21 protein-coding genes and 1 pseudogene are annotated in these 25,963 nt (G+C 69.2%); 11 read left to right on the top strand and 11 right to left on the bottom strand.

Annotated features, from left to right (window positions below):
* Positions 1-135: 135 nt before the first annotated feature.
* Positions 136-1,854: a VanW family protein gene (locus ABZ078_RS33170; RefSeq protein ID WP_356581516.1), complete on the bottom strand. Its 1,719-nt coding sequence runs from the start codon at positions 1,852-1,854 to the stop codon at positions 136-138.
* Positions 1,855-2,251: 397 nt separating this feature from the next.
* Here ABZ078_RS33170 and ABZ078_RS33165 point away from each other — a divergent pair, with 397 nt between their 5' ends.
* The 4 genes and pseudogenes from ABZ078_RS33165 (at position 2,252) to ABZ078_RS33150 (ending at position 5,767) form a co-directional block, all read left to right on the top strand.
* A complete protein-coding gene (locus ABZ078_RS33165) occupies positions 2,252-2,671 on the top strand; it encodes a hypothetical protein (RefSeq protein ID WP_356581490.1) in 420 nt (139 codons plus the stop codon).
* Positions 2,672-2,753: 82 nt separating this feature from the next.
* Positions 2,754-4,340: a multicopper oxidase family protein gene (locus ABZ078_RS33160; protein WP_356581488.1), complete on the top strand. Its 1,587-nt coding sequence runs from the start codon at positions 2,754-2,756 to the stop codon at positions 4,338-4,340.
* Positions 4,341-4,790: 450 nt separating this feature from the next.
* Positions 4,791-5,018: pseudogene (locus tag ABZ078_RS33155) on the top strand (transposase); the annotation flags it as partial.
* Positions 5,019-5,029: 11 nt separating this feature from the next.
* Positions 5,030-5,767, top strand: coding sequence for a hypothetical protein (locus ABZ078_RS33150; protein WP_356581486.1), 738 nt, complete (start codon positions 5,030-5,032; stop codon positions 5,765-5,767).
* A gap of 84 nt (positions 5,768-5,851) precedes the next feature.
* Here the strand turns inward: ABZ078_RS33150 and ABZ078_RS33145 are convergent, their stop codons facing one another.
* From ABZ078_RS33145 to ABZ078_RS33125, 5 genes are all read right to left on the bottom strand, one after another.
* Positions 5,852-6,442: a hypothetical protein gene (locus ABZ078_RS33145; protein ID WP_356581484.1), complete on the bottom strand. Its 591-nt coding sequence runs from the start codon at positions 6,440-6,442 to the stop codon at positions 5,852-5,854.
* Positions 6,443-6,515: 73 nt separating this feature from the next.
* Complete coding sequence (locus ABZ078_RS33140) at positions 6,516-7,010, bottom strand: hypothetical protein (protein ID WP_356581482.1); 495 nt, start codon at positions 7,008-7,010, stop codon at positions 6,516-6,518.
* A 1-nt stretch (position 7,011) separates the two neighbouring features.
* Positions 7,012-9,189 carry an integrase gene (locus ABZ078_RS33135; protein ID WP_356581480.1) on the bottom strand — a complete coding sequence of 726 codons (2,178 nt, stop codon included), beginning with the start codon at positions 9,187-9,189 and terminating at the stop codon, positions 7,012-7,014.
* A complete protein-coding gene (locus tag ABZ078_RS33130) occupies positions 9,186-10,913 on the bottom strand; it encodes a hypothetical protein (RefSeq protein ID WP_356581478.1) in 1,728 nt (575 codons plus the stop codon). Before ABZ078_RS33130 ends, ABZ078_RS33135 begins: the two co-directional genes overlap by 4 nt.
* Positions 10,913-12,367: a site-specific integrase gene (locus tag ABZ078_RS33125; protein WP_356581476.1), complete on the bottom strand. Its 1,455-nt coding sequence runs from the start codon at positions 12,365-12,367 to the stop codon at positions 10,913-10,915. Before ABZ078_RS33125 ends, ABZ078_RS33130 begins: the two co-directional genes overlap by 1 nt.
* Before the next feature lie 144 nt (positions 12,368-12,511).
* On the opposite strand from ABZ078_RS33125, the gene ABZ078_RS33120 reads away from it, so the two are divergent.
* The 3 genes from ABZ078_RS33120 (at position 12,512) to ABZ078_RS33110 (ending at position 14,591) form a co-directional block, all read left to right on the top strand.
* Positions 12,512-12,925, top strand: a complete 414-nt coding sequence (locus tag ABZ078_RS33120) for a hypothetical protein (RefSeq protein WP_356581474.1) — start codon at positions 12,512-12,514, stop codon at positions 12,923-12,925.
* 150 nt (positions 12,926-13,075) lie between these two features.
* Positions 13,076-13,921, top strand: a complete 846-nt coding sequence (locus tag ABZ078_RS33115; protein ID WP_356581472.1) for a sugar nucleotide-binding protein — start codon at positions 13,076-13,078, stop codon at positions 13,919-13,921.
* Between the two features lie 103 nt (positions 13,922-14,024).
* Positions 14,025-14,591 (top strand): peptide deformylase, encoded by a 567-nt coding sequence (locus ABZ078_RS33110; RefSeq protein ID WP_356581470.1) that lies wholly within the window; start codon positions 14,025-14,027, stop codon positions 14,589-14,591.
* A gap of 79 nt (positions 14,592-14,670) precedes the next feature.
* Here the strand turns inward: ABZ078_RS33110 and ABZ078_RS33105 are convergent, their stop codons facing one another.
* From ABZ078_RS33105 to ABZ078_RS33085, 5 genes are all read right to left on the bottom strand, one after another.
* The gene (locus ABZ078_RS33105; protein WP_356581468.1) at positions 14,671-15,600 is read right to left on the bottom strand and encodes a carbon-nitrogen hydrolase family protein; all 930 of its coding nucleotides are present in this window, start codon (positions 15,598-15,600) and stop codon (positions 14,671-14,673) included.
* A 64-nt stretch (positions 15,601-15,664) separates the two neighbouring features.
* On the bottom strand, positions 15,665-16,423 hold the full coding sequence (locus ABZ078_RS33100) for a PIG-L deacetylase family protein (protein WP_199810563.1): 759 nt from the start codon (positions 16,421-16,423) through the stop codon (positions 15,665-15,667).
* A gap of 26 nt (positions 16,424-16,449) precedes the next feature.
* Entirely contained in the window at positions 16,450-18,780 is a 2,331-nt protein-coding gene (fxlM, locus tag ABZ078_RS33095) for a methyltransferase, FxLD system (RefSeq protein ID WP_356581466.1), read from the bottom strand.
* 45 nt (positions 18,781-18,825) lie between these two features.
* Positions 18,826-19,482 (bottom strand): M15 family metallopeptidase, encoded by a 657-nt coding sequence (locus ABZ078_RS33090; protein ID WP_356581464.1) that lies wholly within the window; start codon positions 19,480-19,482, stop codon positions 18,826-18,828.
* Positions 19,479-19,847, bottom strand: coding sequence for an NUDIX domain-containing protein (locus ABZ078_RS33085; RefSeq protein WP_356581462.1), 369 nt, complete (start codon positions 19,845-19,847; stop codon positions 19,479-19,481). Before ABZ078_RS33085 ends, ABZ078_RS33090 begins: the two co-directional genes overlap by 4 nt.
* 49 nt (positions 19,848-19,896) lie before the next feature.
* On the opposite strand from ABZ078_RS33085, the gene ABZ078_RS33080 reads away from it, so the two are divergent.
* The 4 genes from ABZ078_RS33080 to ABZ078_RS33065 all read left to right on the top strand — a co-directional run bounded on the left by ABZ078_RS33080 (position 19,897) and on the right by ABZ078_RS33065 (position 25,959).
* Positions 19,897-21,510 (top strand): site-specific integrase, encoded by a 1,614-nt coding sequence (locus tag ABZ078_RS33080; RefSeq protein WP_356581460.1) that lies wholly within the window; start codon positions 19,897-19,899, stop codon positions 21,508-21,510.
* Positions 21,511-21,596: 86 nt separating this feature from the next.
* Complete coding sequence (locus tag ABZ078_RS33075; RefSeq protein ID WP_356581458.1) at positions 21,597-23,369, top strand: hypothetical protein; 1,773 nt, start codon at positions 21,597-21,599, stop codon at positions 23,367-23,369.
* Complete coding sequence (locus tag ABZ078_RS33070; protein WP_356581456.1) at positions 23,366-25,510, top strand: integrase; 2,145 nt, start codon at positions 23,366-23,368, stop codon at positions 25,508-25,510. Before ABZ078_RS33075 ends, ABZ078_RS33070 begins: the two co-directional genes overlap by 4 nt.
* Positions 25,507-25,959 (top strand): hypothetical protein, encoded by a 453-nt coding sequence (locus ABZ078_RS33065; protein ID WP_356581454.1) that lies wholly within the window; start codon positions 25,507-25,509, stop codon positions 25,957-25,959. The genes ABZ078_RS33070 and ABZ078_RS33065 overlap by 4 nt, the downstream gene beginning before the upstream one ends.
* Positions 25,960-25,963 lie beyond the last annotated feature (4 nt).

Raw genomic sequence — 25,963 nt, 5'->3', positions numbered from 1 at the left:
AGCATGTTGAGTTGCCGCCGAGGCTCGCCGCTGAAGTCCAGCGGGGCTGCTCCCTGCCGCTGGGCTGCGGCGGGCGCGGTCGGACCGCGCAGGCCCTGTTCTCGATGTCAGCTGCGGGAACCGGGGGACTTGCTCTCAGCCGCAGGTCACCCTGTCGCGGGGTACGTAATGGGTTGCGAAGGTCTCTCGTTTGACTTCCTGGCCGCCGGACTTGAAGACTCGGTCCACCTTGACGTCGAAGCCTTCGAGCGGTGTCTGCGGCACGCAGTTCTTTGCGGATTCTGTGCGGGTGCCCGGCTGTTTCACGTTGGTGCGAGGGCCTGTGACTGCTTCGACCGAGTCGTATTTCTTGGTGCCGAGGAAGGTGACGGTGACGGAGGTGTCTGTTGCACTCGCCTGGATGTAGATGGCGTTGCCCGAGTCGTTCTTGAACTTCAGGTCGAGACTGCCCCAGGCCACCGTTGCTTCCCGGCCTTCCGGGTAGCGTTCGATGTAGAACGAATGGGCCCCGTACTCCACCGGTTTGACCCCGGCGAAGAAGATGGCGTTGAAGACCGTGGTGGCGACCGAGGAGACGCCCCCGCCGGACGCTTTGACGTACTGGTCGTTCAGGATGATGGTGCCGTCCACGAAACCGTTGGCCTTGGTCCGCTCGCCCACGGTGCGGTTCAGGCTCCAGGTCTCGTTCGGCAGCACGACCGAACCGTTGATCAATTCGGCGGCACGGCCGATGTTCGTCGTGCGGTACGGGGCGGGCTCGAAGTTCACCGTGAAGGTGGACATCTTTTCCTTGATACCGAGTCGGCCGACGGTCTCGCTGGTGAGCTTCGGCTGCACCTCCTGGGTGGCGACCGCCGCGGTGCGGGCCGCTCCGGTCCTGGTCAGCGCAGGCAGTACGGCTTGTCTGAGCGTCTTGGCGGTGACCTCCTGCCCGGGTCTGCCGTCCGAGGCCACCACCACCCGCTCGCCGTCCAGGCGCAGTTTTGCCTCGACCGCCTCGTCTGTGGCCTGTGCCAGGGGCCGGGCGACCGCCGGATCGTTGAGGAGCCCCGCGCCGTCGAGCCCGGGGGTCAGCCTGTTGGCCTTGTCGGGTTTCATCGTGAGGTGCTCACCGACCGTCGCCGGGGCGATCTCGATGTGCCGACCGCCCGTGGTGAGTGTGACCGGGGCCGACATCGCGGGCGTCGCGAACTCCCTCATGGCGCGGGACACTTCCCCCGCATCGACACGGGGTGCGGTCTGCCGGACCGGCAGCCGCACCGGGTCCGTGCCCTCACCAGGGACAGCGGAGCTCAGGGCCACCAGCGCGCGGTCCACGTCCAGTGACTGACCGCTGCGTGGCTGCACAGGCACCGGCTTGTCCTTGTCGAAGGTGATCCCGCCGTCCCGGGCCTTGTGGTCGTACGACTTCGCCGCCTTGGCCAGCACCGCGCGGGCCTTCGCCTCGTCCATGCGGATCACCGGTTCGACGTCGCGGTCGCCGGATGTGAACAGGCGGCCGATCACGGTCAGCGGTCCGTTCCCCGCTCGCGCGGCACGTGCGACGGTCTCCTCGCTGTCCAGAGCGAGGCCGGCCGCACGCGCGTCGAGGGTGCCGGTGCGGTCGCCGATACGTACCTTCAGTGGCGATGACCAGGCGTCGCCCAGCTGCCTGTCCAGCTTCTCCTGGGCCTGAGTGCGGTTCAGGCCCCCGATGTCCACACCGCCCACTCGGGTGCCTGCGGGGATGTCGTCACCGGACGACAGCAGCCCCACCAGATACAGCCCGCCGAAGCCGAGACCTGCCGCCGCCCCGGCTGCGAGCGCGACAGTACGTATTCGGCCACGACCTGTCGGCGCGGCGCCAGCGGTCATACCGATGCGCGAAAAGCGATGCACTCACGTCTCCTTGTCGATGGCCGTCGCGTCGCTGAATCCCTTGTGATGACTGGGCGGCCCCAGCCCCCCGTAAGCGCCGCCCGCTCGTCTGGGTTCGGATCAGTCGGTTACCGCCCGGTGCCGGCCGGGGACGGGCCGCTTACACGCACGCGCGGGTGGCCGCTCCTGGCCACGGGAAATGGTGGCCGAGGGATATGAAGGAGCCGTGAAGGCGTCATGGGTCATCCATGTGACCTTCGCTCCGGCGCCTGGCCCGTGGACGACGGCACGGCCTCCACCGTACAGCCGCGACCGTATGACCCTGTCGGACAAGCCCGATACCCCCTCGCGGTATAGTCCGGCACTGATCGGTCGAGAGCCCCAGAGGGATGCCATGAACGGACAGCGCAAGGCCGCCGCCTGGTGCGGCAGGCTGCTGCTGTTCGCCGCCCTCGTGCTCGGCATCGTCACGATGCACATCCTCGGCCACCCCGCCGAGCACGGATCCTCACACATGCCGGACGGCAGCGTCGTGGCCACCGCATCCGGGCCCACCGGCCACGCCAGGCAGCCGATGGCGACCGAGGAGTCCCGAGCCGACGACCCGCCGCCCCTCGGCGGGATGGATCCGATGTCCGTCTGCCTGGCCGTACTGAGCGTGTGGACCATCGCACTGCTTGTCACCGGAGCCCTCTCGCGCCGGCCCGCAGGCCGCCTGGCCGCTCTCGCGCGGCTGTCGCCTGCGCTGTGGCCGATCCCGCCGCCGGGCAGCCACCGGACCCTTCTCGCACAGCTGTCGGTATTGCGCATATAGGGCGGCGCCCGGCCGCTCCGCCATGGAGCGGCGTACCGCCTGCCCCTTCACGCATCAATACCGATACGAGGTGCACCCACTCATGCGCATACCCAACCGCCGCGCCGTGCTCGGCGCGGGAATCGCCGTGGCCGGCAGCGGACTGCTCGCGGCCTGCTCCAGTTCCGGCACGGACCACTCCACCATGGGCAACGACGGCACACCGGCGCCGAAGGGCTATGTGTCCCCCGACGGCCAGGAGGTCGCCGCCGCCGAGGCCAAGCGCAACCCCGGCCCCGAGCGGAAGGTGAAGCTCACCGCCGTCGAGACCCAGCTCGACCTCGGCGGCCGTACCGTCAGGTCGTGGGCGTACGGCGACCGGCTGCCGGGCCAGGAGGTCCGTGTCACCGCAGGCGACACGCTCGCCCTCACCCTCGCCAACCACCTGCCCCAGTCCACCTCCATCCACTGGCACGGCCTGGCGATGCGCAACGACATGGACGGCGTCCCCGGCCTGACGCAGCGAGCGATCAAGCCGGGCGCCTCCTTCGAGTACCGCTTCGCGGTCCCCAACCCGGGCACGTACTGGTTCCACCCGCACTCCGGGGTCCAGCAGGACCGCGGCCTGTACGCCCCGCTGATCGTCGAGGACCCCAAGGAGCCGCTGACGTACGACAGGGAGTGGGTCGTCGTCCTCGACGACTGGGTCGACGGCATCGACGGCAGCACCCCGGACGCCGTCCTCGCGGAGCTCAGCAACGGCATGGGCGGGATGGACATGGGCGACTCGGGCGGCATGGACCACGGCGACATGTCCAACATGTCGATGAGCACGAAGTCTCCTTCCCCGAAGCCGTCCGGCCCGCCCCGGATGATGATGGGCGCCACCAGCGCCCTCCTCGGCGGCGACGCGGGCGATGTCGCCTACCCGTACTACCTGGTCAACGGGCGCACGCCGGATGATCCGCAGACGTTCCAGGCCAAGCCGGGCGACCGTATCCGGCTGCGCATCATCAACGCCGGCGCGGACACGGCCTTCCGGGTCGCCCTCGGCGGCCACACGATGACCGTCACGCACACCGACGGCTTCCCCGTCGAGCAGGCGGAAACCGAAGCTCTGCTGCTGGGCATGGGCGAACGCTACGACGTCCTGGTCACCGCCAAGGACGGCGTCTTCCCGCTCACCGCGCTCGCCGAGGGCAAGAAGCAGAGCGGGTTGGCACTTCTGCGCACCAGCAGTGGCGCGGCGCCGGGGCCGTCGGTTCGCCCGAAGGAGCTGGGCGGGAAGCTGCTCCAGGCCGGCCAGCTTCGAGCGGCCGAGCCGGTCCGGCTCAAGCCGGGCAAGCCCGACCGTACGATCACGTTCAAACTCACCGGCTCGATGACGAAGTACGACTGGGCCATCAACGGCAAGAAGTACGACCCGGCGCAACGGTATCCGGTCCGCTCGGGCGAGCGTGTGCGGCTGTCCTTCGTCAACGGCACCGAGATGTGGCACCCGATGCACCTGCACGGCCACACCTTCGCCCTGCCGGGCGGCGGCCCGCGCAAGGACACCGCGATCGTCCTGCCCGGCAAGACCCTGGACGTCGACTTCGACGCCGACAACCCGGGCCTGTGGATGATCCACTGCCACAACGTCTACCACGCCGAATCCGGGATGATGACGGTCCTCGGCTACCGCAAGTAGCCGCGGCATCCTGGCTTGCTGGCCCGCCACACAGCTTGTGGTCACCATGGAACGAGCAGGGGCCCGCGCCGTCTGCGCGGGCCCTGTCGCATGGAGCCGGGCCGGCACTCCGCGGCCGGCAGCCTCAACACCGAAGGCGCTACAGGCTGTCAGCGGGGCGGGCGGAGGTGCCGGGAAGCGGCCGACGGCCGCCCTTGGCAGTGGTTCCTGCCAGACAGTGAACGAAGCCATTCCGATGAAGCCTCCATGCGCCTGTGCGGAGGAGAATCGCTTGGAGTCACTGAATCAGCGTTGGCTCGGCACAAGCCGGGTTGGTTGCGTCCATGGAGATGGTGTACGGGTTCGACCTGATCCGGGGGTTTGCTCCGGCGTCGTCGGGATGGTGCCCGCATAGATGAACGGCCACCGGCTGATCTTCGAAGTGTCGAAGCCTCGAAGGAGATCAGCACGATGACCGCACCGGACAGTCTGCCCCTGCACGCCCTCGCGGAAGACAACCTCGCCGCGGCGAGTCCCGATCTGCTGCGCGCGATGGTCAAGACGTTCGCCGACGCACTCATGTCCGCGGAGGCCGACGCCCTCTGCAACGCCGAATACGGGCAGGTCAGCAACGAACGCGTCAACCACCGCAACGGCTACCGCCCGCGCGAGTGGGATACGAGGGCCGGCACCGTCGACGACTCCGCCAGATGATCACCCGTCGGGCCGGCATGCGGTGCGAAGCCTGCGGCGCCGGCGAAGACCGGAACGCCAAGCGATGGCTGGAGGCCCACGAGCGATGGGTGTACGACGACGCGGCCCGCGTCCAGCGTCTGAAGCGGTTGATCTGCTTGTGCACGGACTGCCACCCCGTCACCCACTACGGATACGCCCAGGCCCGTGGCCTGGAAGCGAAGGCGTTCGCGCATCTGGTCAAGGTCACGGGGATGAGCCGTGCCGCGGCCCGCCGCCACATCAATACCGCGTTCACGCTGTGGGACCTGCGTTCGGCCACGGCCTGGAAGCTCGATCTGAGCATCCCCACCGACGCCGGGGTCACTCTCCAGCGGCCGCCCCGCGCGGCCGAGCGTCCCGGGGTCGCCGCGGCGACGCTCGCCGCTGAACGCGGCGTCCCGCGGCCTGCTCCCGCTCCTGCCGACCCGGGGGAGATCGCGGCGAGGATCGTCGTCGAATGCGGCATTGCCCTGCCCGCTCCCTCCCCTGCTGATCCCCGGCCGGCGTCGCCGGCTGCAGTACCCTCCCCGTCCCGTGCCCCGGTAGTGCCTGGCCCGCGTGAGGAGGCGGCGCCCTCGCTGCTGCGGCGGATCTTTCGCCGAGGTCGCTCACTGCTTGACCGCTACTGGCAGGGGACCATTGCGGCGCCTCCGCATGCCACGGCACGTTCCCTGCCCGCGTGGTCCGGGCCGACGGCCAGGGCCACGAGCTAGGTGCCGAGGGCCGTCATACCTGTTCACCGAGACAACAGCCGCCACGGAGCGATCCCGGACCAGACCGCACCCCGCCCGGCTTCGTCACGATGTCGGGCGGGTTGCGGAGTGCAGGTCTTGGCGTGCCGCGGCCGCGAACCGGCTGCGGGCCTCACGCAGGCGCTGGACATGCTCATCTCTGGCAGGCGGGTCGGCGGACGGGTCGAGGATCCAGGCACGAGCCAGCAGGCGCATCTCATCCGCCTCACCGACGAGTTCAGCGGGCCGCTCGCGCACAGGGTCGCCGCCGTACATCTCGATCACGGAAGCGGCATAGCGGATGTGGACGAAGTTCGCTGCGAGGTCGGCGTACTTGTCCCAGCGTTCGTCGTAGCCGAGCGGTTTCCACGTCCGCCGCCACCAGGGGTGTCCGCTGCGGTTGAAGTCAGCCTCCATGAACATGATCATGCCCTCGAGTGCGAGTGCATCGGTGATCAGGTTGGCGTACGCGTGCGCCGAGGCGGACGCCATCCAGTTCTGGCCGGTATTCCGAGCCTGGGCCCACGCACTGCTGGCGGTGGCGTCCGCCTGCGCGTGGGCACCGCGGGCCTGCATGCGGGCGCCGAGCAGGGTGCCGAGAGCACCGACGACGACACCACCGATGCCCACTGCGGCTGTCACGAAGTCGGATGGCATGACCCGATCATGATTGATCGGGTCGGAGCGTCTTGCCTCAATCGGCTACTTGGACACCCGGGCCAGGATCGCCTCAGCACGACCCGTATGGGGCCGTGCTGCTGGCGGGGGTGGGGAGGCTGCGGACGTTGCCACCGGCGGCGAGTTGTTTGCGCAGGCGCTCGATCTCGTCGTGCTGGGCGGCCAGTCGGGAGATCGCCAGGCTCTGGAACGCGGTCAGTTCCTCGATCTTCGCGTCGCGTTTGGTGAGCCGCTCTTTCAGCTCGGCGTTCTGTGCCTTGAGGCGTTCGATCTGCGCGACGCGGGGGTCGACGATCTCTCCGGCGTCCTGGAGCTGCTTGACCCGCCGCTCGAACTCCTCGGCGAGGTGCTCGTAGGCGCCGGGCCTGGGGGTGCCGTCGCGGTTCTTCTTGGGGTAGAAGCCGGTGCGGGTGACCCCGGCCAGCGCGGCGAGGGTCTTGAGGTCGGCCTTGCCGCCGGGCGGGAGATTCCCGCGCAGGATCTGTTCCATCGCCGTCCGGATCGCGGCCTCGTTGCGGGCCTTGTCTTCCTCGGTGAGCCGGGCCATCTCAGGCCACCTCCTCGAGGGTGGTTGCGGCATTGGCGTCGATCTCTGCGACGACCCGCGCCGCACGCTCACGCTCGGGAAACAGCCGGGTCTTCTCTCCCTTGGCGATGCGGGGGCTGTCGAGGAGGGCGTCGATCGTGGCGATCGTTCCGATCCACACCGGCCGCTGGCTGCGGTGGTGGGTGGCCTGCGGGCAGCGGGCCGAGTCGCACAGCCCCACCAGGGGCCGCGTCGCGTCTGGGGTCCCCGCGAGGCGCAGGCACAGGGCCTTGGACGGATCGCGGAACCAGCAGAAGTTGGCCGGACCGACGTGCAGCGCCTTCGCCAGTTTGCGTAGGAGGCTCTCCAGGTGGCGGTCGTCGGTGAGGACCTTCGGGTCGGTCCGAGCCGCTTCCTTGAGCTGGGCATCCACATGGCGAAGCGCATCAATCAGACCACGGGCGCCGGGCCCGGCGGGCATGATGCCCGCCTGCGCGTCGCGGAACGCCTGCACGGTCAGCTTCATGTGGTGCTCTTCCTCGGCCGCGTGCACCTCGGCGTGGAACAGGCGCTGGGAACCGCCGGGGCGGGCAGCACAGCCCTCCGTCGTGGCCACAGAAATGTGCTTCAGCGCAATCTTCGCCGCCAGCAGCCCGCCCGGCCGCTCGGCTATCGACAAGGCGAGCGTACGGCGCAGCATCCTTGGACTTGTCGGGCCTTGAGGAATCACGGGCAGTCCCCAGTGTTCCCGGTTTCCGGTGCGCTCCAGCCAGCCGCGCAGGTTCTTCACCCGGCTGCTCAGGCCGACGGAGCCGAACAGGGGGGCGCCCTGGGGACGGCGCACCAGCTGCTCGGCGAGCGCGACGGCCCGGTCGACCTGTTCGATGACCACCCACTCGTCCGGCACGCCGCCAAACCGCTTCCCCTTGATCAGGCGGCCTGCGAGCCCGTACCGGGTGCCCCCGCCCGGCACGCTGCGGGACCGGCGGCAGCCCACCGAGAGCTCCAGCAGTTCACTGGTCCGCATCCCTGAGAGGGCCGAGGTCAGCACCAGGCAGGCGGTGACCACGTAGTTCGCCATGAGCTGGAGGTCTTCGTCGCCCACCGGGTCGGTCCACGGGACCTGTTCGCCGTTGTCGGCCCGGGCGATGAGAGCGGCCTGACGCGCCCACGGCCGCTCGATCCCCACCTCGGCGGCCAACTCCTGGATCTCCGGGAGTACCTGCTCGCGCGCGTACTCGTTGAAGGCGCTGGCCCCGGCCATGCGGGCGAGTCGGCCCCACGCCAGATGAGTCAGCGGATCCGCTCCGTACCGTCCGACGCGTCGGCCCACCACGCTGGTGGAGAGTGCGGGCAGCGGTTCGCCGGCGGCTCTCAACCGTGCGAGGACCTGGCGCACGGCGGGCACACGCTCCTTGGTGACCCTGGGCAGATCCTGGCCGGAGTCGGCCTCGGCCCGCACCACGTCGAGGAGGCCGGCTACGTGCGGGCCCACGACGTTGACCAGGTACAGGCAGGTGGCCAGCAGCGGCTGCAGAACGAGATCGGGGACCGGGGGGACGCGGTTGGGGCCGCCCTTCTTGAGGCCCACCACGGCGGAGGGCGACCTGCCCTCCCACGGGGCGAAGCCTTCGGCGTAGCCGTCGCTCGACAGCAACTCGCCATAAAGCACCGGCAGTTGCATGGCGCGGACGACCTCGGCCATGGTGTCCGGTTCCAGTCGGCGCCGCGGTTCGCCGGGCACCGGCACGCTCCAGTGACGCTCTTCGAGGTAGCGCTCGCACATGTGCTGGGTGACATCGTCGAGGCGGGTGACGCCCTGGTTCGTCAGCCAGTTGAACCAGTCGGTGAACTGCTGCAGGAAGCGGAAGCAGGTGCGTGGGCTGCGGACCGACCGGATCGCGTGTGCGCACTCCAGGACGGCTTCGTGCTGCGGCGCGAGCAGCGCCAGCAGGATCTCCTTGGCCACCGTGCGCCAGCGCGGGTTGAGGATCTCGGCGAACTCCCAGATCAGTTCGCGGTCCAGGACCATGCGGTGGGCGTCGATGAGAGCGGAGAGCACCCATCGGTCCTGCTCGAACAGCACACGCGCCGCGCCGGGCGCGAGCCGCAGTCCGGCGGTCTCGCACACGTCCAGTCCGGTGAAGGCCGAGACCGTGCGTCGCGGCCGGGCGGCGGGTGCTGGGGGACTGGGCATCATGCGGTGATCTCCTCGGGGCGGAGCGGCAGCTCGGTGCCGTCGTCGTTCGCAACGTCCTGTTCACCCTTCGCCTTCGCCTCGGCGGACAGCTTGGGAAGGATCTCGCGGGTCAGCCGGTCGGCGTACGGGCCGAAGACCCGCAGGTAGTTCTCGGTGGGCATCTGCCGGAACTGGCGGGCGAAGAAGGAGTCCAGGCGCAGCAGATTCGCCGCGTGGCGCGGCAGGAAGACGGCCAGGGGGCAGAGCAGGCAGACCCATGGGCGTGCCGGGCACGGCTGTCCGGCCGGTCCGTGGACGCCGGCCAGCTGGTCCGCGCAGGCGGCGGTGAACACGTCCCGTTCACCACCGACCAGTTCGCTGATCGCGTCGGCATCCAGTCCGAGCCGCCTCACCTCGTTGGGGAAGTCCTCAGCGAACGCCGCAGCCTTCTCGGTCGTCAGGACGACCGGTGGCAGGGCCTTGCGCAGGACGTCCGACATCCCGTCTTCGATGATCGACTCAACGGCGTCGATCTGGGGCGGAGTGGTCGGGGTGACGTAGTGGTCACCTTCGGTTCGGGGCGTGTGGTTCGGGTCGATGGTGGCCCGGCCGGTCCAGCCTCTCCTGGCGAGCCGCTCCTCATACGTCGCCCGGATCCGGCCGCGGTGGACAGCGAAGGGCTTCCCAGTGTCGTCCACGAGGCCCAGGTCCTGGACGAGCACCTGCTGCGGCCGACCGGTCGGAGCCGTGCCGACAAAGCCCTGGGGCAGAGCGAAGGCGAGCCAGAAGCGGTCTCGGTACTCGGCGGGCGCAAACCGTCGCAGCGGCGCCGAGAACTCCAGCCACCGTTCCAGAAGGCGCACCGCACGATCCGCAAGGTTCAGGCTCTCCCTCGCGGTCCGGCCCTTGAGGTACGTCAGCAGGACCGTCGTGTCGCCGGCCCAGTCGATGCCGGCGAGGTCCAGGCCGTCGATGCCGTCGGGGACGACGCCGGAGCAGACGCCGAAGAGGAGCGCGTAGGCGATCTGGACGGATCGGGTGGGGAAGAGTCCTTCCCGGACCCTGCCCACGGTGGCACGGACGGGGTCGGCGGCGCGCCTCGGAACATATCCGCCCACGTACTCCTGATACCCGTTCTCGAACGACAGCGGGCCATCACGGAGCATCAACCATGCGATGTCCTCCTCGCTGTGCCGTCCGCTGACCAGAGGGTCCATGCCCTGCTTGGCCGCGGCCAGCAAGCGCTTGTGCTGGGCCCAGCTGTCGTCCACGGCCTTGCGGCACGCCGCCTCCAGCCGCTCCCACTCCCCGTCGGTGTACGCCTTGTGGGCCTTGGTGACCTGGTTGGCCTGGATCGGCGCTCCCTCGAGGTAGGTCCGAACGTCCGGGCGCAGCCCACCGGTTACCTGGTCGAAGCCCTTGAGCAGCAGCCGGGTTTCCGACTCCCGGGCACGCGTGCTGGCCAGCCAGTAGCGCATCAGCACGGGGCGGGTCAGGTCCGATGCCGCTCCGGTGAATCCCGCTGCGGACAGCTTCTTCACCATCTGCCGAAGCGCGACGGCCCGGTACTCGGCCACCCGCTTCTTGCCGATGGCGCCGGTGGGATGGGTGTTCTCCGCGAGCCCCAGTGCGAGGTCCCGGGCCAGCCGAGGATTCGGAAGGCCCTCCAGGTTGGCCGTCCACTCGGTGCCGTCGGGCAGAATGAAGTGGACGGCCAACGGGTTCGTGATGACGGTCGCGGGCATCAGTCGGTCTCCTCATCGCTGAACTCGGCCGCCACCTCGCGCGCTACAGCCGGGTCCGGGCCGACGGCCGTGGCCTTATAGGCGTCACGGAAAATCCGGTTCACGTCGAGTCGAGCGATGTAAAACTCCGTGGACGTGACGCTCCAGTGCCCCAACAGGTCCCGCAAGATCACCATGGGGTCGTTCTTCAGCAGGTACAGGGCCATCGCCGCGTCGTCGCCGGTGTCCGAGACCAGCGCCGCGGCCCGCTGATAGTGGCCGGTCAGCAGCCACTCCAAGGTCTGCATGGCCATCGTGTGACGGAGCCGGTGCGGAGCGACCGTCGGGAAGCGCGGCTCGTAGCGCTCGCGGATCCGGGCCGACGTGCGGCGGAAGACCGTTGCCCAGTCCACGAACGGCTTGCCCGACGACTGCAGACCGACCAGCGGCGACTGGCCCTCCGGCGTCACCAGGCACAGGCGCTCCTGCGGCCGCAGCTTCCGCCACGACCGGCGCACGCCATTGAAGTGAGCCCCCTCCCAGTCGGGGTTCTCCACCAGCAGCATCGGCCCCAACTTCGCTGGTGGGCGCCACTTGAAGCCCTCTGCCGATGCCGCCCGGTCCAGGTCGATGTACTGGTGCATCGCGGCGAGCCGGTCGTAGTGGATCCACGTCGTGCGGTCCTTCTCGCCCTTGGTGATCGCACGCGCGAGGGGGAACAGCACCGGCAGCGTCGTCGGACGAGGCGGCAGCGGAGGCACCTCGTAGATCGTCAGGTGGGTGAACTCCTTCTTCCGCAGCCCGCTGGAGAGGACCAGCCCGCCCATCGCGGAATTCCGGGCGCCCTCGCGCGGCCGACGGTATCGGGCATCGGGCTCGCCATCCGGCCCCAGCCCCTCCAGAGCCCGAACGAACAGCTCCGAGAAGTCCCGCTCCAGGTGCTTGATGGTCGTGTGCGGGCGCGGTTGCCGCACCTTCGCAAGGTTGCGCTCCACGTCCACCAGCACCCCCTGCGCCATGCGCTTGCCGGCCTGGTAGGTGAAGGGCACGGCCACGGGGAGTCCCTCGTCCCGGGCCCACCGGTAGAAGTACGACAGGATCCCAACATGAAGGTTCCAGGTGGTGTGGTCCCATCGCGCTTCCAGTGGACCGGCGAGCCGGTACTGCGCGTACATGCTCAAGGCCGCACGAAGGACCTTCCGGTCGTCCAGCAAGTCAACACCCCGCCCCTTGAGGAAGACCATCCAGCCGCGCAGACACCCGGCGTTGTTCTCCCAAGTCCGCCGCGCAGGGGCTCCGTTGAGAGGCAGTTCCCGCAACCACTGGTTCACGTACACCGTGGGGCGTGGGGATCCCGGAGCGTTCTCGAAGACCAGGTCCTCGTCAACGAGGACTGGCATCTGGTCCCGTATGAGCGGCTGATGCGCCACGTCCCAGGACTCCCACCCCGCGGGGAAGAAATTGATCAGGTACATGGGCCGGGACAGTAGGTATCCGACTCGCTTGGATGCAACAGACTGTCCAACTCACCCCGGGCCTGCGCGGACGCAAAGCGACACGAGCATTAAGCAGCGACTTGTGCGTCGTACACCCTCGCGCGCCGAGGCGACCGGGACGGAATGCGGGACCTGACCGACGAAGCTGCCGCCATCGCCAAGGAACTCGGCGGCGTCACCCTGCTGCGCGACCACGGCGGCGGCTTCAGCCCCCTCACCGTGCAACTTCACAGGATCAGCGCCGAGAACCACGCCGGCGATCCCCGGGCCGCGCTCGATGCCGCTCGCGCGATTTCGCTGAAGGCGCTGCCCAGCGTCGAACGCCGCTCCCGCGCCCTCGGGGACATCGCCGTCACCTACGACCGCCTCGGCCGCCGCAGCGACTGCGTCCGCACGCTGCTGGCCGCCGAGCGATGCGCTCCACAGGAGACCCACGCCCGACCTGCGACGAAGGCCTTGATCTCCAGCCTGCTGGTTTCTGGCCCCACGTCAACGGAACTCCGCGGCCTCGCCGAACGCAGCGGCGTTCTTGCCTGAGGAGAGAGCACTGACCGGCTGGCCAGGTCGGCCGACGGCCGGAGCGGTATTCGTGGTTCGGGCCGGCGCTCATGCCTCCGTGGCTGGCTGATCGGTGATTTCTGCCGAAGTAGCTCAGGGCGGTGGCGCTCGCCCGTAGCGTGAGGCGGCATGACTGTGCTGATCATCGGCGGCAACGGCTTCCTGGGCGCCGAGCTGGTACGCCAGGCGGTGTCCGCGGGCCTGCACCCGGCCGCCACCTTCCACTCCCGACCCGGCAGCGGCGACGGGGCAACCTGGCATCACCTCGACCTTCGCGACCCCCTCCGCCTGGAGGAGGTCCTCGACACGGTGGCTCCGGCCGTGGTGATCAATGCGACGAGCGGCGGAGCGGACTGGGCAGTCACCGCCGAAGGCGGGATCCGCCTCGCCCAAGCTGCGGCCGGCCGCGGCATCCGCCTGGTGCACGTCTCCAGCGACGCCGTCTTCTCCGGCACGGGCCGTGACCGCTACGACGAGTCCTGCCTTCCGGACCCACTCACCCCCTACGGGGCCGCGAAGGCAGCCGCCGAGACCGCCGTACGCCTCCTATGCCCCAACACCGCGGCCGTCGCCCGTACTTCCCTGATCATCGGCAACGGCCGGTCCGAGCACGAGCGGCTGGTGCATGCGCTGGCGGACGGCACCCGGCAGGGCGCCTTGTTCACCGACGACATCCGTTGCCCCGTCCACGTGACAGACCTGGCTGTCGCTCTGTGGGAGATCACCCGGTCCGACGCCGCCGGCGTGTTCCACCTCGCTGGGCCGGACGCGCTCAGCCGCTACGAGCTGGGCGAGCTCATCGCCCGCCGCGACGGGCTCGACCCCGCCCGGCTGCCCTCCGCACGCCGCTCCGATACGGGGCTGCCCGGCGGGCTCGACGTACGACTCGACAGCCGCACCACCCAGCAGAAACTGCGCACCCGGCTCCGCGGCGCCCGCGAGTTCCTGAGCGGGAACAGCCCGGAGCTGACCTGACAGTCACCCACCACCCTGCCCCTATTGAGGGCGAAACGTGCCGCCCCGTGACAAGCCGTGGGGCAGACTCTCCATGACCGTTCGCGAAGGGGGAGATGGTCCGATGCGAGCCAGTCAGCAGATGCGCGACCTCGGCATAGTTCAGTATGGCGCGCCTGTCCTGCGTGACCCTGCCCTCCCCTTCGCACTCCCCGACGAGCGGGAAACCCTCGACACAGTCGTCGGTCAGCTCCTTGAGGTCATGGAGCGCATCCGCCGCGCGCACGACTTCTCTGGCAAGGGCCTGGGCCTGGCTGCCCCGCAGATCGGCATCGGCCGGTCCGCAGCCGTCGTCCAGCCTCCTGGATCCGACCCAATCGTTCTGCTCAACCCCCGTGTCACCGACGCCTCCGAGGACGTGGACGAGAGGTTCGAAGGGTGCCTGTCGTTCTTCGACGTACGGGCACAGGTTCCCCGACCCCTGCGGATCACGGTGGAAACGATGGCAGCAGCGGGCAGTACCGAGAAGGCCGTCTACGAGCGGGGCGACGCGCGGCTCATCGCGCACGAAATTGATCACCTCGACGGACTTCTGCTGATGGACCGGATGCGGCCCGGCGTGAGACCGGTCCCCGTCGAGGAGTACCGCAGGACGGCCGAGGCCACTGGCCGACCCTGGTCGTACGAGTAGAAGGAGGCGGGGCCGACCGTGGGCGGGCGCGACATACTCGCGACCAAGAAGCTCTGGCGGGTCAGGCGCGCGGGCGTTCTCAGAAGGCCGTGCGGATGTCGCTGCGCGGGTCCCCGTCTACCAGCCGGTCCTCGTACAGCCCTTCCTGCGCCCGGCGGCGCCAGGGCCGGGCGTACCGAAGAGCCACGTCGATGTCCGGGTCGGCCGAGTCGAGGTCGATGTCCGCGACCGCCAGAGCAGGCTGCCCATCGGCGGGGCACTGCGCCAGCCACCGACCGCCGGGCGCCACGATCCCGGACGGCACCGTGGCGCTGAACTGGGACGGGATGGAGTAGCCGACCCAGTAGTTGTAGAGCGTTCCGTACGCCTGGGCGACACGGGCACGGGGCGCGTCGTCGACCATCACCGACAGCAGGACGCAGTTGACGTCCAAGCGCTCGTACTCGGCAAACACCTCCGGGAAGTTGGCCTCGATGCACAGCGCGAAGCCGAACCGAATCCCGTCCACCTCGACGACGAGCGGCTGATGTCCAGGGGAGTACAAGTAGGACACCTCGGTGTGCGACAGGAACCGCTTGTCGTACCGTGCGACCAGCTGGCCGCGGTCGGAGACGATGTAGAGGCTGTTGTGCGGTCGGTTCGGCGGTGTGAGCGGGTGGATCGATCCGAACACCGTCCACAGGCCAAGCCTTCCCGCCAGGACGGTGATCGACTCCGCTTCCTCGCGCAGGACATCCCACGCGGCACGGCTCCAATCAGCCGGCACCAGCTCGCCCGCCGGGCCCGCCGCCATCACGTGCTTGCTCGGATAGGTGACTGCCCCCTCGGGGAACTGCACCAACCGCGCACCAGCCTCGGCGGCCTCAACCATCAGGGCCCGGATCTCCTGCCCGGCCGCCCGCAGTGCTCCTCGATCAGTGGGGTCTTCCGGCACCGTGCTCTGTGCGACTGCCAGCCGCAATGTCCTGGCCACACTGGGGCGTTCGTCGGGTGCAGAAGTCGTCGTCATCTCTCTCCGATCGGTGAGTGCTTGCTCGTGGGCGGTGAAGGGTGGTCGGCACGGGGCTGCGGTGTCAGATGGATAGCGCGGCGGAGTCGCCCTTTGTGGGGCCGGGGGTGAGGCGAGTGAAGTACTCGGTTTGGATGATCTGGGTGCGGTCGGCTTCGGGAAGGCGGGCGAGGATGCCGGGCAGTGGCCGCTCGCGTGCGACCTCACCGCGGTGCGCGAGGATCGCGCGCCACTTCTGCTCCAGCCAGGGGGAGACGTCGACGGTGGTGGTGGCGTACGCGTCCGGCACCGCGAGCGCGGCTTTGCCGACGGACTCCAGCAGCGGCCCGAGTTCGCCGACACCGGACTCGGGGTGCGTGGCGCAGTACACGGCGCGCGGTTGCCAGGGCTTGCCGGCCTCGGGGTGAAGGTGCGGGAGCCCCGCCTCCTGAGCGGCGAGGAGAGCGGCCTGGTGGGTGCGGCGGTGGTCCGGATGACCGGTCAGCTGGCCCAGGGCGTCGTGCGTGACCACGATGTCGGGGCGGAACGAGCGGATCTGCTGGACCAGGGCGGCGACCACCTCGTCGAGTGGCGCGTCGACGAGCCGGGGACGGCCGGGAGCCGCCTGCGGGTTGCGGGCATCGCCGTATCCGAGCATGCGAGGGGCGCCCGCGCCGAGCGCCCGCAAGGCGTCGGCGAGTTCGGAAGCCCGCGGACTGTCGGGCGCCCACGTCATGGTGACGACGGCGGTGCGCGCGTGCGCGGCGGCGTGCTGGGCGAGGACACCGCCGGCGAGGAGGCTCTCGTCGTCGGGATGGGCGAACACGCCGAGCAGGGACGGCATCGTGGAGGACGCCGCCTTCTCGGGGATCAACTCGTCGTAGTCAGGCACGCTGTCCCCCTGCGGTCGAGAGGCTCAGTGCGCCGGCGGGGGTCCGGCCCGGCCACTGGAGGACAAGCCGTGCGCTGGGCTTGTCGAGCACGTCGCCGGGCGGCAGCTGGTCGTCGGGCGTTGCGGCCGGGTGGACGGTCATCGGCGGATAGCCGCTCTCGCGCACCTGGCGGTCCCAGACGCGCACGCACTCGGCGAAGCCGTTCTGCCACCTCTTCCGCTGCTGGGCCGTAGGCGTGGATGAAGAACTCCGTCATGCGGTCGGCCGGCTCCGGGGCATCCCTGACCTTCCGGTAGGTCAAGTAGGCGAGCGAGCCGTCCGCCAGGATCGCGGCCGCGTCCTGCTGCTCCACGAACGTGGACCCCTTCGGCGCGGACAGACGGCAGAACCCCGGCAGGGTCGTCGCGGCATAGACCTGCAACGTCTCGAAGTTGAAGATCCCCCGGACGACCAGGCCCGTGGAGCGCTCGTCCCGGGGCCCGCGCAGAGCCTCCTCGAGACCGGCGGTGTCGGCGGGCGTCCCGTCCTCCCACCGCACCGTGACCTTGCCGTCGGCCAGAGGGACGGCGGGGGCGGTACGAGCGGCGGCACCGCGGTCCCGCACGAAACCGCAGTACGTCCAGTGCTCACAGTGCAGCACGTCGCCGCGCCGGACCAGGGTGAGGGAGCGGGTGTAGCCGCCCATCTCCAGCGGCACGACCAACCGGGCCCCCTCGGCAAGCTGCTCTCGCCATGCTGGTGCGATGTCGGACGCGTTGTGCGTGATCACGATCCCGTCGAACCCGTTGGCCGGGACGTGGCTCGGCGCGCCAAGCCGGCCGTCGCCGAGGACGGCGGTGACCCGACCGCTGCCCGCCTCCGCGCACAGCCGCTGCGTCCGGTGCACCACGTACGGGTCGACCTCCACGGTCACCACGCGCCCGCGTTCCCCGAGGACGTGGGCCAGGAGTTCCGCGTTGTATCCGCCAGAGCCGACCTCCAGCACGGTCATCCCAGGCTCCAGCCGGAGTTGCTCGATCATGTCAGCCTGCAGCCAGGCCGCGGAGACGGAGCTGAGCGCAGTCTGGGGCGACTCCCGGACCGTCACCACGGCGAGGTCGTCGTGGTAGGCCGTCTCCAGCCGGGTCTCCGGGACGAACCGGTGCCGGGGCACCTCACGCAACGCGGCCTGGACCCGCGGCGAGGGCGCCCAGCCCTTGCTGATCACGATGTCCGCCATCCGCTCGCGCAGCCGGACCGCCTCGGCTGGCTCCCCGGGCACCGGAGGGACGGCGGCGGAGCACGCGTAGGAATGGACCGGCGGGAGCCCCGGCAGCACCCCGGGCCACACCGCGGTCAGAGCCAGGGTACTGGGCGCGAAGATCTTTCCGAGGGTCACCAAGGTGTTCAGGTCGTGGAACTCCCAGCGTACGAAGCGGTGTGGCTCGGGCAGAGCGAGTTCACCGTCCCAGCGGGAGATGCGGACCACGGCGGTGACGCGGCGCACGTCCAGGCGGTCGTCGTGCAGCACGGTGATGACGTGAGCGTCCTCCACGCGCGCCGTCAGCCCGGTCTCCTCGTTCAGCTCCCGCACGGCGGCCGCTGGTGCGGCCTCGTATGTCTCGATGCGGCCGCCCGGTAGCTCCCACATGCCCCGGGTTGAGCGCCCCAGCAGGACCCGGCCGAACGTGTCGGTGACCACCACTGCGGCACCGAAGACGGCCTGCGGCTCGGGCCGCAGCTTCTCCTCCGCGCTGAACGATCCAGCAGGTCCGCGCAGGACCAGCACCGCCAGGCCCTCCGCGTCAAACTGCTCAACGTCCTCGAACCCGTCGGTGAGCGCGGCGAGTTCGTTCTCGTCCAGCGCGATGTGGCGCCGCTCCTCCGGCGTGTTCTCCACGATCGGCGTGATGATGACCAACACCCCACCCTCGTGCAGCCGGGCGGCCAGACGGCGAAGGACACGGGCGCGATCGCGGATGAACGCGATGCACAGCCGCAGCACGATCAGGTCGTAGCCGTCCTCGGCGAGAGCGGCCAGGTCGTCGCGCTCGACATCCAGGCTCAGCCAGCGCACCCCCTCCACCCCGGCGTGCTCTGCGCGAGCCCGCTCGAGCGCGCCTTCGGCGAAGTCCGCGCCGTCGACGGTGTAACCGAGCGAGGCGAGGTAGACGGACGTCTCGCCGGTCCCACAGCCGATGTCGAGCGCGCGACCCCCCTCGAGTGCCGGGGTATGCTCTACGAGCAGGCTCTTCTCCTCGTCCCCGAGCCGCCGGAAGCCTCGCCCGCCGTTGTAGTGCTCGGACCAGTCAGTCCGGGTGTATCCCACAGGTCGCTCCTCGTTTTCGTGAAAGGCGGGGGTGGTGGTGCGGTGTCAGGGCAGTTCGATGGGGCCGTAGAGGGCGGCTGGCTGCTGGGTCTGCAGCGCCCAGTACCGGTCGCCGAACGACCAGTGCCACCACTCGGTCCCGTAGTTGATCAAGCCTGCGGTGGACAGCGCGCCGCCCAGTGTGGCCCGGTTCGTGCGGGCCCGGGCGCTCAGGTTGGGGGCGTCGGTGTAGCAGGCGCCTTCGGACTCCTCGGGGGAGGCGTTGACGCGCGTGCCCATGTCCAGCTCGCGGCCCTGGTGGTCGATCAGCGTCACGTCGACGGCCGCGCCGGCGGAGTGCGGCGCGATCTCCGGCGGTGACACGAAGCGGCTGGCGGCCTCCCGGAGCTCGGCGGCCTGCCAGTCCGGGTGGGCGCGGGCGAGCTCGTCGGAGTACTCCTCGAAGTACCGGCGCTGTAGGGACGGGGGCCGGTAGCCCTCGATGAACAGCAACTGCACGCCGACGGGGAGCAGCGCCTGCGCCTGCTGGAGCCGCGTGAGCACGCCCTCGCGGACGTGGGCCCATGCGCCCGCAGCGTCCTGTTTACGGTCGTCGACCCTCAGGCCGTGCACGCGGGCGTCGAGGAGGACCTCGCCGCGCTCCTGGACAGGGATCGCGGCGACTCTCCGGTCGGACATCAAGACGATGCTGCTGGTGGTCATGCGTTCCCCCAGGTGTCGACGTATGCGGCCACGCCGGTGCGGCGGGCCTCTTCCACGGCGCGCAGCCGCGCGAAATCGCGGGCTGGCATCAAGGCCTCCCACTCGGCCAGGGGCAAGACGCGGGCCTCGTCGTGCTCGCGCAGGTGCCACTCCACGCACCGGTCGGGCTCCAGGACCTCCGGGTCGCCGGTCCAGGACCGGGCCTGGAAGACGAGCGCAATCCTGGGCCGCACGTTGGGCGAGTCGACGTGGTGCACCGTGTGCACAAGGTCGACGTCCTCAGGCGCGATGGTGAGGCCTGCTTCCTCCTTCGCTTCCCGGACCAGGCAGTCGATCGCGGCTTCCCGCTCGCAGTGGCCGGCCATTCTCTAGGCTCCTCTGAGTTGTCGGTTCAGGATGTGTCGGGAGGGGCTCGTGAACGTACTGGAGCACTGGAGTGTGGACTTCTATGACTTCACCGTCCCGCCCCCACTCACTGTTGATCCGGACATTCTGAGGTTCGGCGATCTGCTCGACAGAGCGGCCCGCAACGGCGCACGTCACGGAACCCCCGTGCTCACCGCTCCGTCGGGTCGGCCGGACCCTCGCATCAACCTGTTCTTCCGTACGGGGCGCATGGCGGCACACGAAGCAAGCACTTGGCGGCGGTACGCGTATGCGCTGATCGTGTGGCTGGACTTCTTGGATGTCATCGGCACGTCGTGGGACTGCGCGAGCGTACGCGATGTCGAAGCGTTCAAGGACTGGCGAATCACGGATCTGCGTAATGATGAACGGATCCGGCCGACCTCTTTCGATACGGACCGTGCAGCATTGAAGTCCTTCTATTCCTGGGCGAGTTCGCGCTACGGCGTGTTCAATCCGGTGCCGACCGTCCAGGCGGACGACTCGGACGAGGCCGCCTGGACGCCGGGGCCGGGTTACATGCAGCAGCGCCGGGATCCGTTGCGGCCAGCGGGTTCGAGACGTCGCCAGGTGAAGTGGTTGCTGCGGGCTGCGCTGGAGCAGTGGCGGAATATCGGTCTGCGCGGCTTCGACTTCGATGGTCTGCGCCGGGACGGATGGCGGGGGTTCAACGAGGACCGTGACTGCGCCTTCGTCGACGGGCTCTACGGCACCGGCCTGCGGGTCCGGGAGTGGGCCAGTGTCCTGGATGTCGAACTCCCCGCTTCGGGCGGCGAGCGGATGGCGGAGGCGTGGCTGGCGGCGAAGTGCATCAAGGGCGGCGAAGAAGGCCGAAAGTACTGGATCCCGCGACGCGTGCTGCAGTCAGTGGAAGGATACGCGGATCCCCTGGAGGGGTCGCGGGCGGAGGTGATCCGCCGAGCTCAGCGGCGGGGCCGCTACGACCGGCTGCGCGGCGTGCGCATCGTCACCGGCCACAACCCCAGGACCGGCGAACTCTATATCGAGGGCAGCAACGGGCCGGCGGCGCTGGCCTTGGACGTGCTCTCGCCGGACGAGCGCCGCATGCTCTTCCGCCGGACCCCCGCCGGGCTGGAGCCCCTCTGCCTGTGGCTGTCGGTGAACGGACTCCCGAAGAAGGTCCACAGCTGGGAGGACACCTTCGACGACGCGAACAAACGCGTCGCGGAGGCGTGGGTGCGCAGAGCCGACCCGGACGGGCGCCTGACCGAGGAGGAACGCGAGCGGATCCGTCGTGAATGCTCACTGTGGGCGACCGCCCATATGTGTCGGCATTCCTTCGCCCTGAAGTGGTTCTCAATCCTTTCCCTGCTGGAGGAGCGGCGGCTGGAGGGATTCACCCCAGAGGAGGTTGAAGACTTCCGCGATCAACTCGGGGATATCTGGCTACAGCTGGCGATCTTGCTCGGCCACAAGCACCCGGACACCACTCGGGGCCACTACCTGGAGCCCTTCACGGGGCTGCAGTTGTCCTACTTGATGTCGTTGCTCGATGATGACGAGCAAGCTGGCGTGGACTCACTGGTGCGCATCTTCGCCCGGCACGGCGGTTCCACGATCGTGCCCGTTGCCGTGGCAGGCACTCCAGGAGGCGCCCGGTGAGTAGGCGAGGTGGCCAACGAGCGTCTCAGCCGCCCTCGGACTGGCAGCCTCCTGCCCGGCTGCCTGCCGACGGGGATCACACCAGGGTGGTCTTCTACGAGGAACAGAGCGGGAAGAGTCACACCCTCGACTTTTCGTCCTTCCCGGCGCCGCTCGCGATGCAGCGGTGGATGGCCGAGTTGCTGGCCGCTCGGTGCGGTGCGCGTGGCGGCAGTAAGCGCCTGGCCACGGCGAAGAAGTACCACTGGGTACTGCGCCGCTTCACGGTGGTGCTGTCGGACGCCGGCCGGGTGCCGTCGACGCCGGGAGAATTGGCGCCGGAACACTTCCAGATCCTTCGCGACCGGTACGAGGACCATCCGACGAGCCTGCGGATGTACCTGCAAGCGCTGCGGCGGCTCATGCGCAAGCGCGACGACCTGACGGAAGAAGCCCTTCAAGATCTCCTGCGTACACGGCTTCCCGTCGCCGCGGAGGCAACGCAGGTCATGGCGTACAGCGACCACGAGTGGCAGCAGATCATGACTGCTGTGCGTCGTGATGTTCGTATCAGCCGGGACCGTATCCGTGCGGGGGTGCGGCTTCTGGCCCGCTTCCGGCAGGGTGAACTCATACCGGGCAGCCGAGAGGAGGCTCTGGGAAGGATGCTGGAGGAGTTCGCCTCGACGGGGGATCTGCCCCGGGACGAGTCCGGTGTCCTGCGGGACGAGGTGTCCCGGCTCGGTGGTGCGATGGCCATCAGCGGCATGCTGAGCCTCACCCGTGACGAGTCGACGGCCTTCGCGCTGCTGCTGAGCGCGCTGACCGCGGAGAACTTCGGCACTGTCAAGATGTGGCCGGCTCTGCACACTCGGCCCGACGGCGGGGTGGCGGCGCAAGCGGTGGCCCTGGTCGAGGAGACCAAACCGCGCCGCGGCCCCGAACGTGAGCACATGGTCGCCGCACTTGAGGATCTCCCCGCGTCCGTGCGCGAGTTGGCCGAATCCGAGGACACCGAGCCCCGGCTCTTCCACTCGCCGCTGCGGGTGTACCAGCTGCTGCTGGAGCTGACACAGACCGCTCGCCGCCTCAGCGGAGCAACCCGCGCGTTCGTCAGCTACAGCCCGAAGCGTCGTTCCGCGTTCGGCAGGGACATGTGGAACACGGAGGTGCACGTGAAGCACTGGAGCCAGACGAGGGGATTCCCCTCGATGCACGAAGCTGTCGCCGGAGGGCCCCCTGTCGTGCAGGTGCGGCGGATTCGCCAGAGTGCGCTGGAGCTGAAGCGACGCCCGGTCGCCCACAGCCGCGAAACGTTGCGGGACCACTACCTCAAGCGCAGCCGCACGGTGCAGGAGTATAGCCGTTCCGTGGTCGGCAAGGCGCTGCGCGAACAGGTCGCGAAGGCACGCACAGCGATGGAAGTCCCGGTGTTCACCCCGGCCTTCCTCGACCGCGCGGCTCGGGACCCGGAGGCGGCAGCGGCGGAGGCCGGGCTCGACCCGGAAGTCCTGAAGCGGCTGCTGGCCGGGGACCAGGACACGGTGCTGAGCGGATGCGTCGATCACCTCGCCGGGCCTGACACGCCGCCGGGGATACCGTGCACGGCGTCGTTCTTCGCATGCCTTGGCTGTGGGAACGCTCGCGCTCTCCCACACCAGTTGCCGGTCCAGATCGTTGTTCGCGACCGTCTTCTCGCCACCCGCCCCAACTCCGACCCCGCGACCTGGCACGCGAAATATCAAGCGGCTGCCGACCGGCTGGAGGACATTCTGCGTCACTACACCCCTGCCGAGCGCGAGCAGGCCCGCGCCAAGCTGAGCGACGGGCAGAGCGAACTGATCGACGATTTGCTCGCCGGAAGGCTGGATCTTCGATGACCGTGCCCTCGGCCGCTCCAGCGCCAGGAGGCGGCAACCTGCCGGGGCAGGCGCTCTGGCCTGCCGACGACGTCCTCATCCTCCGCAACCGACCAGTACGGATCGGTACTCCGCCCTCGCGCATGTCGCGATTCGGAGACGAGCAATGGCATGTCCAGCCGGCCCACCGTGACGCGCACCTGCAGATCTCGGCCATCTCCTGGTCCACCTTCCCCGCCGCGCTGCGTCAGCATTTCCGTACGTTCTTCCTGGCCGCCCTGGACCACCCGGTCCCGGTCGAGCCGGGCGGGCGGCAGCGCCCCGCCGAGCAGGCCAGCGTCGGCAGCTTCCCCTACTGGGTCATCGACATGCGAGCCCTGGCGCTCTGGCTGGACGAGCAGGGGTGCCGCGACCTTTCCGAGATACGCGACGCCGACCTGGAGAGCTTCCGCACCTACGTTCTGGGCCTGGACCGCGACGGCCGCCGAAAGTCAGACCTGATTACCGCGGTACGCCTGCTGTGGCTCTTCAGCGAGCATATGCCCGCCCAGTGCCGCCTCGACTGCGACTTCCCCTGGGCAGGCCAGACCGCCAAAGAGGTCGTCGGAGCACCGGCAGGGACGGGACGCGAGAACAAGACCCCCCGCATCGCCGACGACACCATGGAAGCCCTCTTGGCCTGGGTCCTCGTGATGATTGAGGAAGTCGGCCCCGACATCCGCGACGCCTGGCACGAATACCAGCAACTGGAGACCGGGAGGCACATCTCGCAGGTCCGGTACACCGGCACGCGGGAGGAACGGCTTCGCACATACCTCTCGTACTGCCGTCAACAGGGCATCGCCCTGCCCGGCCACGAGGGGGGAGGTATCAACTATGGGCACGTCAAACGGCTCATGGGCATCCCGAAGGCGCACCGCCAAGGAGTGTCCGCGGCCATGCTGGATCTCCTTGTCGACAGCGGTCTGCCAGTCGCTCACTTCTCCGGTGTCGGCCGCATCACCGGACAGATCCATGGTCGTCCCTGGCGTGAGCACCCCATCGCTATCGGGGAACTTCCCACCCTGGTACGGCTGCTGTCTGCCGCACTGTTCACGGCGGTCTGCTACCTCTCCGGAATGCGCCCCGGCGAGGTTCTCAATCTGCGCCGGGGCTGCCGTGATACCGACGAAGAGACAGGTGAGCTCCTGGTCCATGGCTTCCGTGGCAAGGGCTTCGACCGCGTCCCCGACCAGCCGGACGCTTCCGAGCCCCTGCGCCCGTGGGTCGTCGTGGACGTGGTGCACGCGGCCATCGGCCTCCTGGAAGACCTGCACGATCTCCCGCTGCTCTTTCCCTCAAGCCTGATCAGCGCCCACGGCCAGCGCCCCGCCACGGTCAACGCCCGCACAGGACGAGCCATGAACGACGACATCCAGGACCTGATCTCCTGGATCAACTCCACCTACCGCCGGGCAGACAGCGGCGCCCCCATCCCAGCCGACCTTGCCGGCCACATCAACGCCAACCGCTACCGCCGCACCCTGGCCCGCTTCATCGTCCGCAAGCCGCGGGGACTGATCGCAGCCGCACTACAATATGGGCATGTTCACACAAAAGTTACCCTGAGCTATGCCGGGTATGCCGACCCCTCCTGGCTGCACGACATCGCCGTGGAGAAACTCGAGCTCATCATCGACCAGGCCGAACAGGACGGCCAGCACCTCGCGGCCGGTGAGCACGTCAGCGGTCCCTCTGCCGACGAGTACCGGGCCCGCGTAGAGCGCACCGCGTCGTTCGAGGGCCGAGTGGTGACAAGCGCCGGCAGCGCGGAACGCCTTCTGAAACAGGTGGATCCCGCGATCTATCACGGTCAGGGCATGACGTGCGTATGGCGTGCGGCCACGGCCGCCTGCCGCAAGGCCAAGCTCGCACTCGGGCTGCCAGACGATGACGCACCGGACGAGTCGGAGTGCCGGTCCTCGTGCACCAACCTCGCCTACACCGACCGCGACATCGAAGACGTGCAGCGCCGGCGCGAGCGGCACCGGGCCGACGCCGCCGATCCGCTGTCCCCCAAACCCCGGCGCGACCGCGCGGCGGCGCAGGCCGCTCAACTATCGGCAATCATCGACCGCCACCAAGGCCAGAACGTCTTTGGTGCTGAGGAAAGGACCGTATGACTAGCCGACGCCCGCGGAACCGGGAAGCCGAACGCGCCGCGCTGCGGGCCGCAGCCGACCGCCTCCTGGCCGGCACGCCCCTGCGCTCGTCCTCTGGGAGACTCACCGCCTCCGAGCTGCTTCGTGAGTCCGGGCTCCGACGCGATGTCGCCTACGGCGACCATAAGGACCTCGTCGAGGAGTTCCAGGCACGCGTCAAGGCGCAGAGCGCCACACCAGACGCCATGCAGAAACTGGCCGACAAGTACGCTGAGGTGAAGGAGAAACTGGCGGCCATCAACGAGGAACTCGCGAACGAGCGGGCCGCTGGTGCCACGCTACGACGGATCATCGCCGAACTGAGCCTGGAACTCGACCAGGCGCGTGAGGAACTCAGACAGTCCGGAAACGTCGGCCGACTGCCAGCGCCGCGACGAGGGGTCTCGCGTCAAGGACGAGGCTCCGGCTGAAGCT

Origin of the sequence: Streptomyces sp. NPDC006385, from assembly GCF_040612485.1 — a bacterium.
Classification (GTDB): Bacteria; Actinomycetota; Actinomycetes; order Streptomycetales; family Streptomycetaceae; genus Streptomyces.
This window is presented reverse-complemented; position numbering and strand designations above follow the sequence as displayed.

Coding starts and splice junctions, on each gene's coding strand:
- ABZ078_RS33065 (WP_356581454.1), top strand. CDS start 25,507: ATGACTAGCCGACGCCCGCGGAACCGGGAAGCCGAACGCGCCGCGCTG.
- ABZ078_RS33145 (WP_356581484.1), bottom strand. CDS start 6,442: ATGCCATCCGACTTCGTGACAGCCGCAGTGGGCATCGGTGGTGTCGTC.
- ABZ078_RS33115 (WP_356581472.1), top strand. CDS start 13,076: ATGACTGTGCTGATCATCGGCGGCAACGGCTTCCTGGGCGCCGAGCTG.
- ABZ078_RS33135 (WP_356581480.1), bottom strand. CDS start 9,189: ATGATGCCCAGTCCCCCAGCACCCGCCGCCCGGCCGCGACGCACGGTC.
- ABZ078_RS33150 (WP_356581486.1), top strand. CDS start 5,030: ATGATCACCCGTCGGGCCGGCATGCGGTGCGAAGCCTGCGGCGCCGGC.
- ABZ078_RS33110 (WP_356581470.1), top strand. CDS start 14,025: ATGCGAGCCAGTCAGCAGATGCGCGACCTCGGCATAGTTCAGTATGGC.
- ABZ078_RS33070 (WP_356581456.1), top strand. CDS start 23,366: ATGACCGTGCCCTCGGCCGCTCCAGCGCCAGGAGGCGGCAACCTGCCG.
- ABZ078_RS33170 (WP_356581516.1), bottom strand. CDS start 1,854: ATGACCGCTGGCGCCGCGCCGACAGGTCGTGGCCGAATACGTACTGTC.
- ABZ078_RS33085 (WP_356581462.1), bottom strand. CDS start 19,847: ATGGCCGGCCACTGCGAGCGGGAAGCCGCGATCGACTGCCTGGTCCGG.
- ABZ078_RS33130 (WP_356581478.1), bottom strand. CDS start 10,913: ATGCCCGCGACCGTCATCACGAACCCGTTGGCCGTCCACTTCATTCTG.
- ABZ078_RS33165 (WP_356581490.1), top strand. CDS start 2,252: ATGAACGGACAGCGCAAGGCCGCCGCCTGGTGCGGCAGGCTGCTGCTG.
- ABZ078_RS33105 (WP_356581468.1), bottom strand. CDS start 15,600: ATGACGACGACTTCTGCACCCGACGAACGCCCCAGTGTGGCCAGGACA.
- ABZ078_RS33160 (WP_356581488.1), top strand. CDS start 2,754: ATGCGCATACCCAACCGCCGCGCCGTGCTCGGCGCGGGAATCGCCGTG.
- ABZ078_RS33140 (WP_356581482.1), bottom strand. CDS start 7,010: ATGGCCCGGCTCACCGAGGAAGACAAGGCCCGCAACGAGGCCGCGATC.
- ABZ078_RS33090 (WP_356581464.1), bottom strand. CDS start 19,482: ATGACCACCAGCAGCATCGTCTTGATGTCCGACCGGAGAGTCGCCGCG.
- ABZ078_RS33100 (WP_199810563.1), bottom strand. CDS start 16,423: ATGCCGTCCCTGCTCGGCGTGTTCGCCCATCCCGACGACGAGAGCCTC.
- ABZ078_RS33125 (WP_356581476.1), bottom strand. CDS start 12,367: ATGTACCTGATCAATTTCTTCCCCGCGGGGTGGGAGTCCTGGGACGTG.
- ABZ078_RS33120 (WP_356581474.1), top strand. CDS start 12,512: ATGCGGGACCTGACCGACGAAGCTGCCGCCATCGCCAAGGAACTCGGC.